Source organism: Streptomyces sp. HM190 (assembly GCF_009857135.1).
Classification (GTDB): domain Bacteria; phylum Actinomycetota; class Actinomycetes; order Streptomycetales; family Streptomycetaceae; genus Streptomyces; species Streptomyces heilongjiangensis.
This window is the reverse complement of record NZ_CP047318.1, coordinates 7382161-7395210: the sequence shown is the minus strand read 5'-3', so window position 1 is coordinate 7395210 and position 13050 is coordinate 7382161. Positions and strand designations below refer to the sequence as shown.

Sequence of the window (13050 nt, the reverse complement as noted above, 5' to 3'; positions counted from 1 at the left end):
TACGGGTCGGGCGCGGCGGGCGGCGTCCCACAGCGTGTTCCCGGCGACGAGGGCGCTGTGCCGGCGCCACAGCAGGATTTCGCCGAGTTCCCGGAAGTACCAGCCGTCGCCGACGACGCCGTGCTCGGCGGGGAGCGAGCCGGTGCGGAAGGTGGACTGGGCGGCACAGGTCACGGCGGGCAGGAGGGTGCCGAGGTGGGCGCGGGAGCCCGACCGGCGGAGGGACTTCAGGTGGGGCATGTGGTCGAGGAGGCGGGGGGTGAGGCCGACGACGTCGAGGACGAGGAGCGGGGTGGGGCCGGTCATGGCAGCTCTTTCAGTCCGAGGTCCGTCAGCAGGTCGCGGGCCAGGCCGAGTTCGGCGGCGATGCCGTCGGTGAGGCGGGCGCGGGTGGTGGGGCGCAGCTCGGCCGGCAGGGCCTGCCAGGTGTACGTCTCGACCTCCAGGTGGCGGGTGAGGGGGTGGGCGCCGCCGACGAGGCGGGTCAGGGCGGCCTTGAGGACCGGGAGGGTGGAGGTGAGGGGGGCGGCGGGGGCGGCGTGCAGGGGGACGTGGAAGTGGGCGCGCCACGGGGAGGCGTCGGGGAGCGCGTCGCCGGTGAGGGCCTCGCCGAGGTCGTCGGTGCCGCGCAGCCCGGCGGCGGTCGCCGTGCGGGTCTGGTGCAGGAAGCGGGGTTCGTCGAAGGCGGCGAGCGCCGTGCGGACCTCGGGGAGGTGGGGGTGCTCGGCGTGCAGGGCGGCCGAGAGCTGCGCCTTGACGACGGGGACGCGGGCCCGGACGAGCGCGTCCAGGGCGGTGTGCGGGTCCTCGAAGGAGGTGGCGAGGTGACAGGTGTCGACGCAGACCCCGACGCGGTCGTGGCCGATCGCGGTGAGCGGGCCGATGGCGTCGGCGGTGGTCTCGACGGTGCAGCCGGGTTCGGGTTCCAGTCCGACGCGGAGGGAGCGGCCGGTCAGCTCGGCGACGGCGTCGAGGCGTTCGCCGAGAGCGCGCAGGGCGGCGTGGGCGGCCTCGGCGCGGGTGTCGTCGTAGGCGGTGCGCCAGGCCAGCGGGAGCGTCGAGACGGTGCCCTCGGTGACGTCGTCGGGCAGCAGCGCGGCGAGGACCCGGGCCAGGGAGGTGGTGTGGTCGAGGCGCTCGGGGTCGGCCCAGTCCGGCTTGTAGACGCGGTACTTGACCTCCTGCGCGCCGAAGCCCTGGTAGGGGAAGCCGTTGAGGGTGACGACCTCCAGGCCGCGCCGGTCCAGTGCGGCGCGCAGCCCGCGCAGTGCGGACGGGTCGGTGATCAGGGCGTCGGCGGCGTCCCTGGCCAGCCACAGCCCGATACCGAGGCGGTCCCGGCCCAGGCGCCGGCGGACGGGTTCGCAGTGGTCGCGGAGTTGGGCGAGGACGCCGTCGAGGGTCTCGGCCGGGTGCACGTTGGTGCAGTAGGCGAGGTGGACGGTGGATCCGTCGGGGTGGCGGAAGCGCATGGGTCACTCCCCGCCGCGCAGGATGCTGTTGCCCTCGTGGGTGGTGCCGGTCGTGGCGGTGTCGAGGTCGAGACGCCCGCTCAGCCCGTAGAAGGCGACCGGGTTGCGCCACAGCACGAGGTCCACGTCGTCCTCGCCGAACCCGGCGGCGAGCAGGGCGTCGGCGACCCTGCGGGTCTTCAGGGGGTCGCTTCTGCCCCAGTCTGCGGCGGAGTTGACCAGTACCTTCTCCGTGCCGAACGCCTTGATGACGGCGACCGTGCGTTCCTCGTCCATCTTGGTGTCGGGGTAGACGGAGAAGCCGAGCCAGGAGCCGCTGTCCTTGGCCTCCTTGACGGTGGTCTCGTTGAGGTGGTCCAGCAGCACCCGCTCGGGCGGCAGCTCGGAGGTCCGCACGACGTCCACGGTGCGGCGCAGCCCGGCGAGCTTGTCGCGGTGGGGGGTGTGCACGAGGGCGGGCAGGCCGTGGTCGACGGCGAGTTGGAGCTGGTGCTCCAGGGCGAGGTCCTCGGCGGGGGTCATGGAGTCGTAGCCGATCTCACCGACGGCCACGACCCGGTCCTTGAGGAGGTAGCGGGGCAGGTGGTCCAGGACGGGGGTGCAGTTCGGGTCGTTGGCCTCCTTGGGGTTGAGGGCGATCGCGCAGTGGTGGGAGATGCCGTACTGGGCGGCCCGGAAGGGCTCCCAGCCGAGCAGGGAGTCGAAGTAGTCGAGGAAGGTGGCGGGGGACGTGCGGGGCTGCCCCAGCCAGAAGGCCGGCTCGACGACCGCGCGGACGCCTGCCTCGTGCATCGCCTCGTAGTCGTCGGTGGTGCGGGACGTCATGTGGATGTGGGGGTCGAAGATGCGCATCAGGTCTCCTTGCCGTCGATGCCGGTCCCGTCGGCCGGTGGGGGCGCGGTCAGGGCCAGGACGCGGTGCAGGTCACCGGGCACGGGACGGCCCGCGGCGGTGCGTTCGTCGGCGTACGAGCCGAGCATGCGGGCGAGTTCGGTGTCGCCGTGGGCGCGGCGGCCCAGGTCGGTGATCTCGTCGACGGGGACACCGGTGAACAGGCACTTGAGGACGGCGTGCCGCCAGTCGTGCGGGGCGAGGTGGCGGGCCCCGTAGGGGCCGAGGGCGGCGGCGACGAGGCGGGTGTCGTTGGTGCGCAGGGCGTCCTGGACGAGGTGCAGCGCGTCGGGGCCGGGCACGAGGTGGGGCAGGGCGTGCAGCACGGCCCGGCGTTCGTCGGCGGTGCCCTGCCGGTAGACCCGGTCGAGCGCGGCGGTGTCGGCGCGGGCCGCGTGCAGGATCAGGACGCGGGCGGCGTCGGCGTGCTCGGTGCCGCAGCGGCGGGCCGCCTCGGCGAGGCGCGGCTCCCACACGGAGAGGGGGCCGTGGGCGCCGGGGTGGCCGGCGGCCTCGTCGAGGGCCCGGTCCAGCCAGGCGCGGGCGGGGGCGTCGAGGCGGGCGGTCAGCGGGCCGCGCAGTGCGGCGGGGTCGGTGCGGGCGGGGTGGCCGGGGTGGTCCGCCGGGTCGGCCGGTGTCGGGGGGCGGTGGTGGGTCACGAAGGGCTCCCGGTGGGGGCGGTGCGGCCGGTCGCCCGGCGGAGGAAGGCGAGGGACCGCTCGGCCTGGTGCGGGCCGGCGTGGGAGTGGCGGGGCAGCTCCACGACGGTCAGGGCCCGGTAGTCGACGGCGGTCAGCGCGTCGAGGACGGACGGGAAGTCGATCTCGCCCTCGCCGAGCGGCAGGTGGTCGTGGACGCCGCGCCGCATGTCCTCGATCTGGACGTGGCGCAGCCAGGGCGCGGCGGCGCGGACGCAGTGGGCGGGCGGCAGGGGTTCGAGGCACTGGCAGTGGCCGATGTCGAGGGTGAGGCCGAGCGCGGCGGGGCTGTCGAGGGCCTCGCGCAGGCGGTGGAAGTCGGCGAGCGTGGCGAGGAGGTGCCCGGGTTCGGGTTCGACGGCGAGCGGGACGCCCGCGGTGCCGGCGGCGTCGACGACGGGGCTGAGCGCGTCCGGGAGGCGTTTCCAGGCGGTGTCCTCGTCGGTGCCGGGCGGGGTGAAGCCGCTGAAGCAGTGCACGGCGTGGGCGCCCAGGTCGGCGGCGACCTGTACGGCGGTCAGGAGCAGGCGGGCGCGGCGGGCGCGGTCGGCCGGGTCGGGGTCCAGCAGGGTCGGCCCGTGTTTGCGGCGGGCGTCGAGGACGTAGCGGGCGCCGGTCTCCACGGTGACGGTCAGGCCGAGGGCGTCGAGCCGTCGTGCGAGCCGCCGGGTGCGGGCGGCGAGGCCGGGGGCCAGCGGGTCGAGGTGCATGTGGTCGAGGGTCAGCCCGACACCGTCGTAGCCGAGGTCGGCGAGGAGGGCGAGGGCGTCGTCGAGACGGAGGTCGGCGAGGCCGTTGGTGCCGTAGCCGAAGGCGAGGGGCTTCATCAGCGGTCCTCCGGGGTGCCGTGCGCCGTCCCCGGCGCGGTGGTCTCCCGCGCCCCCGCCCGCAGCCGCCGCGCGAACGCCGCCAGCGCCGCGTACTGCTCCCCCAGCGCCGACGGGGCCTCGCCCGCCGGGTCCTTGAAGTAGAAGGCCAGCTCGGGCAGGGGGCCCGTGAGGCCCGCTTCGTGGGCGCGGGCGACGAGGCGGGCGAGATCGAGGACCAGGGGCGCGGCGAGCGCGGAGTCGCAGCCCTGCCAGGTGGTCTGCAGGACCATGCGGGTGCCGAGGAAGCCGTCGAAGGCGATGTGGTCCCAGGCGGTCTTCCAGTCGCCGAGCGCGGGGACGTCGTCGATGTGGGTCCGGCCCTCGGGGGCCGTGCCGAGGGTGTCGGTCACGACGCGCTCCTTGCCGGCGTTCTTGGCGGCGGCGGCCGCCGGGTCGGCGAGAGCGGCGCCGTCGCCGCCGCCGAGGAGGTTCGTGCCGGACCAGGCCCGGACGGTCAGCGCCCGCTGGGCGAACATCGGGCCGAGGACCGACCGGAGCAGGGTCTGCCCGGTCTTGCCGTCGCGGCCGGCGTGGGGGACGCCGGCCGACTGTGCCGGGGCGGCGAGGGCGGGATGGTCCAGGCCCGTCGACGGGGTGAAGTTGACGTAGGGGCAGCCGGCGCGCAGGGCGGCCGCCGCGTACAGGGAGCTGGGCGGTGGGGCGGTGCCGGTGGGCGCGGGTTCCGTGGAGGCCACGTGCACGACGACGGCGCGGGCGAGGCCCCGGCGTCGCACGAAGTCCTGGAGGTCGGCGGTGAAGGCGGCGACCAGCTCGTCGGGGGTGCGGGTCTCGCCGGGGAGGGGGCCGCCCGGCCTGATCTCGCGGTCGGCGGCGGCGAGTTCGGCGCCGACGGCCGCGGGCAGGCCGTGGGGCAGGACGCCGCCCGCGGCGAGGGCCTCGGCGCGTTTGGGCAGGGGGCAGTCCGTGGTGTCGTGGCCGCCGAACACGAGGGAGGTGAGGGGCGGCAGGCCCGAGCCCGCGAAGAGGGGGGTCTCGGTGAGCATGCCGGTGGGGGTGTGCAGGCCCGCCGTGAGGGCCGCGCAGCCCGCGACGACGGTGGTGGCGACGGAGCCGCGGGCCCCGATCAGCCAGACGCCGACGCGCGGCGCGGCACCCGGCACGGACACGGACGGGGACGCGGACATGGGCAGCCTCCTGGTCGGGCACGTGGTGCGGGGACGTCGGGCACGTGGTGCGGGCCCCGGACGCGCCGGGGCGGGCCTGGCGAGCGCGGGGTGCGCGGATCCGGACGCGCCGGGGCGGACCCGGCGAGCGCGGGGGCGGGAACGGGGTGCGCGGGGCGGGGAGGCGGCGGGCGGAGGTCCGGCGTCCCCCGCCCGCCGCCGTTCAGTCGCCCGTGGGCGTGGCCGCCGGGTCGGCGGCCCGTGCGGGCAGTTCCTTGATCCGGATGTCGCGGAAGGACACCCGGTCGCCGGCACCGTGGTTCTGGATGCCGAGGTGACCGTCCCGGAGGCTCCGGGCCGGATCGGTGTTGGTGAAATCGTTGATCCGCACGCCGTTGAGCCAGACGAGGAGGCGTTCGCCCTCCACGCGGATCTCGTACGTGTTCCACTCCCCCGGCGGGTTCAGGGCCCGGTCGCGTTTGCCGAGGTCGGCGGAGCGGAAGCCGTAGACGGACCCGGTGGTCCGCTCGGGTACGTCGGTGGCGTCGATCTGGATCTCGTAGCCGTTGTCCACGGCCGACCACGGGTCGTCCGAGGGCGGGAAGCCCACGAACACCCCCGAGTTGTCGTCGCCGGAGGCGCCGGACATCCTCCAGTCGAGCTTCAGGGAGTACGACCCGAAGCCGCGGTCGGCGTACCAGAGCATGCCCATGCCGCCGGTGGAGGTGAGCGTGCCGTCGGCGCCGACCTCGAAGGAGCCCGGCCCGGCCTGCCGCCAGCCGTCCAGGGAGGTGCCGTCGAACAGCGGCCGGTAGCCGTTCTCCGGTCGGCAGTCGGCCTGCGCCTCGCCGATCGCCCACCGGATGCCGCCCAGCAGGTGCTGGCGGAAGGCGGGTTCGGCGTAGGACTCCTTGGTGTGGCCGCCCCCGGTGTAGAAGGCGCGGCCGCCCCGGTAGTTCTGGCACCAGGCGATGGGATGGTCGCCGTTCATGGTGCCGCCGCTGTACGACGACTCGTCGAGCGAGGCGAGGACATGGGCCCGTTCCCGGGGGTTGGAGCGGTAGTTGTACCACTCGTCGGTGCGGTTCCAGGTCGCGCCCAGTACGGCGGTGGCCGGGTGGGCGTGGTCCTCGACGGTGACCGTCGCGGGCTGGATCGCGGGATGCGACTGGAAGTACGCGCCCGCGAGTCCGCCGTAGAAGGCCCAGTCGTACTCGGTGTCGGCGGCGGCGTGGATGCCGACGTAGGCGCCGCCGCGGCCGATGTACCGCTCGAACGCGGTCTGCTGGGCCGGGTTCAGGACGTCGCCGGTCGTGGAGAGGAAGACGACGGCGGCGTACCGGCCGAGGTTGCGGGTGGTGAAGGCGCCGGCGTCCTCCGTGGCGTCGACCTGGAAGCCGTGGGCGGCGCCCAGTTGCCGTACCGCGGTCACGCCCTCGGGGATGGAGTCGTGCCGGAAGCCGGCGGTCTTGGAGAACACCAGCACCCGGGCCTGGCCGGAGTCGCGTGCCGTCCCGGCGCCGGCCGCCTCATCGGACACGGCGGGTCCCGAGACGCAGCCGATCAGCAGGGCGGCGCCGATCGCGGCGGTCCCCATACGTGTGTTCGTTCGCATGGCCGCCCCTCACCTCGTCGTGAACGTGAAGTCGTCGACGTCGAACAGGGCGCCGGAGCCGCTGCCCTTGAAGACCAGGTGGAGCGTGGTGGTGCCGCGTGGTGCCCTGGTCAGGTCCGCGGTGACGTCCTGGAAGTTCTCCCAGCCGCCGGTGACCGGCACGGCGGTGCTGCCGAGCAGCCGGCCGGTGGGCGAACCCGCCCGTACCTCCAGTCTGCCACCGGCGCCGCCGGAGGAGATCCGCGCGGTGATCTTCGTGGCGTCGGACAGGACGTACGGCTCGAAGGAGATCCAGTCGCCGTCGGAGATGTCCCCGACGGTCTTGCCGCCGTGGGCCGTGGGCTTCGACTGGACGGTGATGCCGGAGGAGTCGCCGTAGTGCTCGGCCTGGCGGTGCTTGGGCTGGACGACGTGCCGGTCGTGGGTGGTCAGCGCCTCCTGGCCGCCGCCCCCGCCGTCGGTGTACTCGGCGTCGAACACCCCGAAGATGTTGGCGTTCTCGTCGTGCCCGCCGTCGGCGCTGGTCTGGATGGTGCCGGTGCAGCCGTTGGCGGAGGTCACCGGGTGGCCGTGGCTGTCGTGGCCGAGGACGAAGGTGACCTTCACCTTGGCGCAGTCGATCGTCCGGCCGTCCTCGGGGTCGGTGACCCGCACCTTGAACGGCACCGCCTCACCGAAGGCGAACAGTTGCCCGTCCTTCGGCAGGTCCAGCGTCACCGTGGGCGCGGTGTTGCCGACGACGATCCGCACGCTCGCGCTGCCGGTGCGTCCGGAGGGGTCCTTCGCGGTCACGGTCGCCGTGTAGGTGCCGTTCTTCTTGTAGGTGTGCGTCGGGTTCGCCTTCGTGGACGTGGCGCCGTCGCCGAAGTCCCAGCTGTAGGTCAGGGCGTCGCCGTCCTGGTCGCTGGTGCCCGCGGAGGAGAAGCGGACCTTGAGCCTCGCCTGGCCGGAGGTGCGGTCGGCGGCGGCCTGGGCGACGGGTGAGTGGCCGTCGGTGGCGTTCTCGATGCGGTACAGGGCGGAGTGCTCGTCGCCGCCGAACCAGGAGATGCCGTAGTCGAGGACGTACAGCGCGCCGTCGGGGCCGAAGGCCATGTCCATCACCTGCGTGCCGGTCCACGGCACGTCGGCGATGGAGCGGACGGTGCCGTCGGCGTCGCTGGTGACGCGTTTGATCCAGCGGCGGCCGAACTCACCGGCGAAGAAGTCCCCGTCGTACGCCTCGGGGAACTTCACCGGGGAGTCGAGGGAGGCGTCGTAGTGGTAGACGGGGCCGCCCATCGGGGACTCCGAGCCGTCGCCGAACTCCGGCAGGGAGTTGCCGTTGTAGGGGATCCACGCGGGCTCGGCGGGCGGCAGCTCGGTCAGGCCCGTGTTGTTCGGGGAGGTGTTCCTCGGCGCCGCGCAGTCGAAGGCCGCGCCGGAGGCGCCGGTGGCGAAGTCGTAGTCGACGTAGGCGTCGTTCTTGCCGGTGCAGTACGGCCAGCCGAAGTTGCCGGGCTTGGTCACGCGGGCGAACTCGACCTGGCCCGCCGGTCCGCGCGAGGGGTTGGCGGCGCCCGCGTCGGGGCCGTACTCACCCACGTACAGGATGCCGGTCTTCTTGTCGACGCTGAAGCGGAACGGGTTGCGGAAGCCCATCGCGTAGATCTCGGGGCGGGTCCTGTCGGTGCCGGGCGCGAAGAGGTTGCCCTCGGGTATGGCGTACGAGCCGTCGGCGTCGACCTTGATGCGCAGGATCTTGCCGCGCAGGTCGTTGGTGTTGGCGGAGGTGCGCTGCGCGTCGAAGGCCGGGTTGCGGTTCGCGCGCTCGTCGATGGGGGTGAAGCCGTCCGACTGGAAGGGGTTGCTGTCGTCGCCGGTCGACAGGTACAGGTTGCCCGCCGCGTCGAAGTCGATGTCGCCGCCGACGTGGCAGCAGATGCCGCGCGAGGCGGGCACGTCGAGGATCTTCTTCTCGCTGGCCTTGTCGAGCGTGCCGTCCGTCGTCAGGACGAAGCGGGACAGGCGGTTGACGCCGTCGAAGGGTGCGAAGTCGGCGGCGGTGCCGGTCTCGGGGGCGTCCCCGGCCGGGGTGTCCAGCGGGGGCGCGTAGTAGAGGTAGATGAAGCGGTTGTCGGCGAAGCCGGGGTCGACGCCGATGCCCTGCAGGCCCTCCTCGTCGTGGGAGTACACATCGAGCTTGCCGGCGAGGCGGGTGTTGCCGGCCGCGTCGGTCAGCCGCAGTTCGCCGTCGCGGGAGGTGTGCAGCACCGAGCGGTCCGGGAGCACGGCGAGCGACATGGGCTCGCCGACCTCGGGCTCGCCCTTGGCGAGGGTGACCTGCTGGAAGTCCTCGGCCGCGGTGGCCCGGGGGGCGGCCTCGGCCGCTCCCGCGGCGGGCGAGGTCAGCGAGAGCGAGGCGCCGGCGAGCAGCAGACCGCTCAGCAGTGCCAGGGGCCCGCGGACCCTCCGGCGTCCGAAGGGACTGGTGGGGTGTCTGTTGTCGACGTACGGGTGCACGAAAGGCCTCCAAGGAGGGGCTTGGTCGTACGGAGCTGTACGGGTGTGTGCGGTACGCCGGGGTGCGCCGTCACCCCGGAGTCACGACCGGGCCGTGGGGACCCGGCCGGACAGCCGGCCCGATGGGCGGGGCCGGGGGCCGGGCCGGGACGTCCCGTGCGGGGACTGCCGGCCCGGCCCCTGGGTCCCTTCCGCCGGATCACCGCGGGGCGCCGCGGAGATCCGGCGGAAGGGACCTGGTGCCGCGGCGGGTGACGTTCGCCCGTCGAGGAGCGGCGGCGTTTGGTGCGTGCTCTCGGCGTGCCGGGCGCACGTCCTCGTACGGGATGTACTCGGGCTTGTGCCCGGTGCGCCGAGAGTGCGTGCCGGGCGCCGTGACGGGGCGAACGCCACCTGACGGGGCACTACTAGTCGTTGCCGCCGAACGCGGCGTCGAACGAGGCCGACGGCGGGTCGAAGTCGAACGCCCTCAGGCGGTTCAGCGCCTCGGGGGCGCCCTGGAGCCGGTCCATGCCGGCGTCCTCCCATTCGACGGAGATCGGGCCCTGGTAGCCGATCGAGCGCAGCATCCGGAAGACGTCCTCCCACGGCACGTCACCGTGGCCGGCGGACACGAAGTCCCAGCCGCGGCGCGGGTCGCCCCAGGGCAGGTGCGAGCCGAGGCGGCCGTTGCGGCCGTCGAGGCGCTTGCGGGCCTCCTTGCAGTCGACGTGGTAGATCCGGTCGCGGAAGTCCCACAGGAAGCCGACCGGGTCGAGGTCCTGCCACACGAAGTGCGAGGGGTCGAAGTTGAGGCCGAAGGCCGGACGGTGGTCGACCGCCTCCAGGGCGCGCTGGGTGGTCCAGTAGTCGTAGGCGATCTCGCTGGGGTGGACCTCGTGGGCGAACCGCACGCCCTCGGCGTCGTAGACGTCGAGGATCGGGTTCCAGCGGGCCGCGAAGTCGTCGTAGCCGCGCTCGATCATCGACTCGGGGGCGGGCGGGAACATGGCGACCAGGTGCCAGATGGCGGAGCCGGTGAACCCGATGACGGTGTCGACGCCGAAGGCGGCGGCGGCCCGCGCGGTGTCGGCCATCTCGGCGGCGGCCCGCCGCCGTACGCCCTCGGGCTCGCCGTCGCCCCAGATCCGGGCGGGCAGGATGGCGCGGTGGCGTTCGTCGATGATCGCGTCGCAGACGGCCTGGCCGACGAGGTGGTTGGAGACGGCCCAGCACTTGAGGCCGTACTTCTCCAGCAGCTGGTGCCGGGAGGCGAGGTACGACGGGTCCGCGAGCGCCTTGTCCACCTCGAAGTGGTCGCCCCAGCAGGCGAGTTCGAGTCCGTCGTAGCCGAAGTCGCGGGCCAGGCGGCAGACCTCCTCCAGGGGAAGGTCGGCCCACTGTCCGGTGAAGAGCGTGAAGGTGCGCGGCATGGTGGGGGCCTCCTCAGACCGCGATGGGGGTGTAGACGGAGTTCTTCTCGGCGCTCTCCTCGACCGCTGCGAGCACGCGCTGCACCTGGAGCCCGTCCGCGAAGGACGGTTCGGGGCGCTCGCCCGCCGCGACGGCCCGGACCAGGTCGCGGGCCTGGTGGACGAAGGTGTGCTCGTAGCCGAGGCCGTGGCCCGGCGGCCACCAGGCGTCCAGGTAGGGGTGGTCGGACTCGGTGACGAGGATGCGGCGGAAGCCGGCGTGGGCGGCGGGCTCGGTGTGGTCGTGGTAGGAGAGTTCGTTGAGCCGTTCCAGGTCGAAGGCCAACGAGCCTCGCTCGCCGTTGAGTTCGATGCGCAGGGCGTTCTTGCGGCCGGTGGCGAAGCGGGTGGCCTCGAAGGAGGCGATCGCGCCGGAGGCGAGGCGGGCGGTGAACAGGGCCGCGTCGTCGACCGTGACGGCGCCGCGCGCCTGGGAGCCGCCGGTCGACGCCAGGCCGCTGGACGCCCCGGCGGGCAACGGCCGTTCCCTTACGAAGGTCTCGGTCAGCGCCGACACCCCGATGACCGGCTCCCCGGCGAGGTACTGCGCGAGGTCGACGATGTGGGCTCCGAGGTCGCCGAGCGCCCCGGAACCGGCCGCCTCCTTGCGCAGCCGCCAGGTCAGCGGGAACTGCGGGTCCACGAGCCAGTCCTGGAGGTAGGTCACCCGGACGTGACGGAGGGTGCCGAGCCGCCCCTCGGCGACCATGCGCCGGGCCAGCGCGGTGGCGGGCACCCGGCGGTAGTTGAAGCCGGCCATCGCCACCTGGCCGCGCGCGTGGGCCTCCTCGGCCGCCGCCGTCATGGCCTGCGCCTCCTCGACGGTGTTGGCGAGCGGCTTCTCGCACAGCACGTGCTTGCCGGCGGCCAGGGCGGCGAGGGCGATCTCGGCGTGGCTGTCACCGGGGGTGCAGATGTCGACGAGGTCGATGTCGTCGCGGGCGACGAGGGCCCGCCAGTCGGTCTCGGTGGTGGCCCAGCCGTGCCGGTCCGCCATGGCCCGCACGGCGTCCCGGTCGCGTCCGCACACCGCGGCGAGCACCGGGCTGAGCGGCAGGTCGAAGACCCGTGCCGCGGTCCGCCAGCCCTGTGAGTGCGCGGCCCCCATGAACGCGTACCCGACGATGCCGACCCGCAGCGGTGGTCTGCCGGCCCCGCCGGCGAGCCCGGCGGGCCAGGTCCCGGCACCGGTGCCGGCCGCCGGGGCCGCTGCCTCCTCCGGCTCTGCCTGGTCGGGCTGGTGCGGCTGTCCCATGCGTGTGTCCTCCTCGTGGTCGCGGCGCGGTGGGGGGTGGGGCGCCACCGGGGTCTTGGGGAGCCGGGCCGGCCGGCTCCCGGTGGTCGTGCCGGTCGGGCCCGTCCGGCGGGAGCCATCACTTGAAGCCGGTGGACATGTACTGGTCGACGTTGTCCTTGTCGACGACGGCCGAGTAGAGCGTCAGCGAGGACGGGATCTCGAACTCGGCGAGGCCGCCCACTCCCTTGCCCTGGCCGAGGGCGCGGGCGAGGTCGATCGCGGAGGCGGCCATGGTCGGCGGATAGAGGACGGTGGCCTTGAGCACGCCGTCGTCCTTCTTGATGGCCTGGAAGGCGGAGAGGGCGCCCGCGCCGCCGACCATGAGGAAGTCGTCGCGTCCGGCCTGCTCGATGGCGCGCAGCGCGCCGACGCCCTGGTCGTCGTCGTGGTTCCACAGCGCGTCGAACGTCGACTGGGCCTGCAGGAGCTGGGCCATCTTGGCCTGGCCGGACTCCACGGTGAACTCGGCGGCCTGGCGGGCGACCTTCTTGATGTTGGGGTAGTTCTTCAGCGCGTCGTCGAAGCCCTGGGTGCGCTGCTTGGTCAGCTCCAGGTTGTCGAGGCCGGCGAGTTCGATGACCCGGGCGTCGGACTTGTCCTTGAGCTTCTCGCCGATGTAGTGCCCGGCGTTGAGGCCCATGCCGTAGTTGTCGCCGCCGATCCAGCAGCGGTACGCCTGCGGGGAGTTGAAGATCCGGTCGAGGTTGATGACGGGGATGCCGGCGCGCATCGCCTTGAGGCCGACCTGGGTGAGGGCCTTGCCGTCGGCGGGCAGGATCACCAGGACGTCGACCTTCTTGTTGATGAGGGTCTCGATCTGCCCGATCTGCTGGGCGGTGTCGTTGGAGCCCTCGGTGATCTCCAGGGTGACGTCCTCGTAGCGCTCGGCGCGGCTCTTGGCGTTGTCGTTGATCGCGTTGAGCCAGCCGTGGTCGGCCTGGGGCCCGGCGAAGCCGATCGTCACCGCCTTGCCGGGCTTGTCGTCGGCGGCGGGCTGCTTGTCGGCGGCCGCCTTGTCGCCGGTGTCGTTGCTGGTGCAGCCGACGAGGAGGGTGCCGGCCGAGACGGCGGCGGTCCCGAAGAGCAGTCCTCTGCGGCTGGGGAACTGTGGCATGGCGGTGGACCTTTCCG

At 73.7% G+C, this 13050-nt stretch carries 10 protein-coding genes and 1 pseudogene; all 11 read right to left on the bottom strand.

Annotated features, from left to right (window positions below; all coding sequences use genetic code 11):
* Window positions 1-3: 3 nt before the first annotated feature.
* A pseudogene (locus GSY65_RS31655) lies at window positions 4-306 on the bottom strand (alkaline phosphatase family protein); the annotation flags it as partial.
* The gene (eboE, locus tag GSY65_RS31650) at window positions 303-1472 is read right to left on the bottom strand and encodes a metabolite traffic protein EboE (RefSeq protein ID WP_159774987.1); all 1170 of its coding nucleotides are present in this window, start codon (window positions 1470-1472) and stop codon (window positions 303-305) included. The pseudogene GSY65_RS31655 and the gene eboE, both read right to left, overlap by 4 nt.
* Before the next feature lie 3 nt (window positions 1473-1475).
* Window positions 1476-2324, bottom strand: a complete 849-nt coding sequence (locus GSY65_RS31645) for a TatD family hydrolase (protein WP_159774985.1) — start codon at window positions 2322-2324, stop codon at window positions 1476-1478.
* A complete protein-coding gene (locus tag GSY65_RS31640) occupies window positions 2324-3022 on the bottom strand; it encodes an EboA domain-containing protein (RefSeq protein WP_201452735.1) in 699 nt (232 codons plus the stop codon). The genes GSY65_RS31645 and GSY65_RS31640 overlap by 1 nt, the downstream gene beginning before the upstream one ends.
* The gene (locus GSY65_RS31635; protein ID WP_159774983.1) at window positions 3019-3888 is read right to left on the bottom strand and encodes a sugar phosphate isomerase/epimerase family protein; all 870 of its coding nucleotides are present in this window, start codon (window positions 3886-3888) and stop codon (window positions 3019-3021) included. Before GSY65_RS31635 ends, GSY65_RS31640 begins: the two co-directional genes overlap by 4 nt.
* Window positions 3888-5075: an inositol-3-phosphate synthase gene (locus GSY65_RS31630; RefSeq protein ID WP_159774981.1), complete on the bottom strand. Its 1188-nt coding sequence runs from the start codon at window positions 5073-5075 to the stop codon at window positions 3888-3890. Before GSY65_RS31630 ends, GSY65_RS31635 begins: the two co-directional genes overlap by 1 nt.
* Window positions 5076-5277: 202 nt before the next feature.
* Entirely contained in the window at window positions 5278-6669 is a 1392-nt protein-coding gene (locus GSY65_RS31625) for a ThuA domain-containing protein (RefSeq protein ID WP_159774979.1), read from the bottom strand.
* A gap of 9 nt (window positions 6670-6678) precedes the next feature.
* Window positions 6679-9171 (bottom strand): PQQ-dependent sugar dehydrogenase, encoded by a 2493-nt coding sequence (locus tag GSY65_RS31620; RefSeq protein ID WP_159774977.1) that lies wholly within the window; start codon window positions 9169-9171, stop codon window positions 6679-6681.
* A gap of 407 nt (window positions 9172-9578) precedes the next feature.
* On the bottom strand, window positions 9579-10583 hold the full coding sequence (locus GSY65_RS31615) for a sugar phosphate isomerase/epimerase family protein (RefSeq protein WP_159774975.1): 1005 nt from the start codon (window positions 10581-10583) through the stop codon (window positions 9579-9581).
* Between the two features lie 13 nt (window positions 10584-10596).
* Window positions 10597-11877 carry a Gfo/Idh/MocA family protein gene (locus tag GSY65_RS31610; protein ID WP_159774973.1) on the bottom strand — a complete coding sequence of 427 codons (1281 nt, stop codon included), beginning with the start codon at window positions 11875-11877 and terminating at the stop codon, window positions 10597-10599.
* Between the two features lie 118 nt (window positions 11878-11995).
* Window positions 11996-13033 (bottom strand): substrate-binding domain-containing protein, encoded by a 1038-nt coding sequence (locus GSY65_RS31605; RefSeq protein WP_159774971.1) that lies wholly within the window; start codon window positions 13031-13033, stop codon window positions 11996-11998.
* Window positions 13034-13050 lie beyond the last annotated feature (17 nt).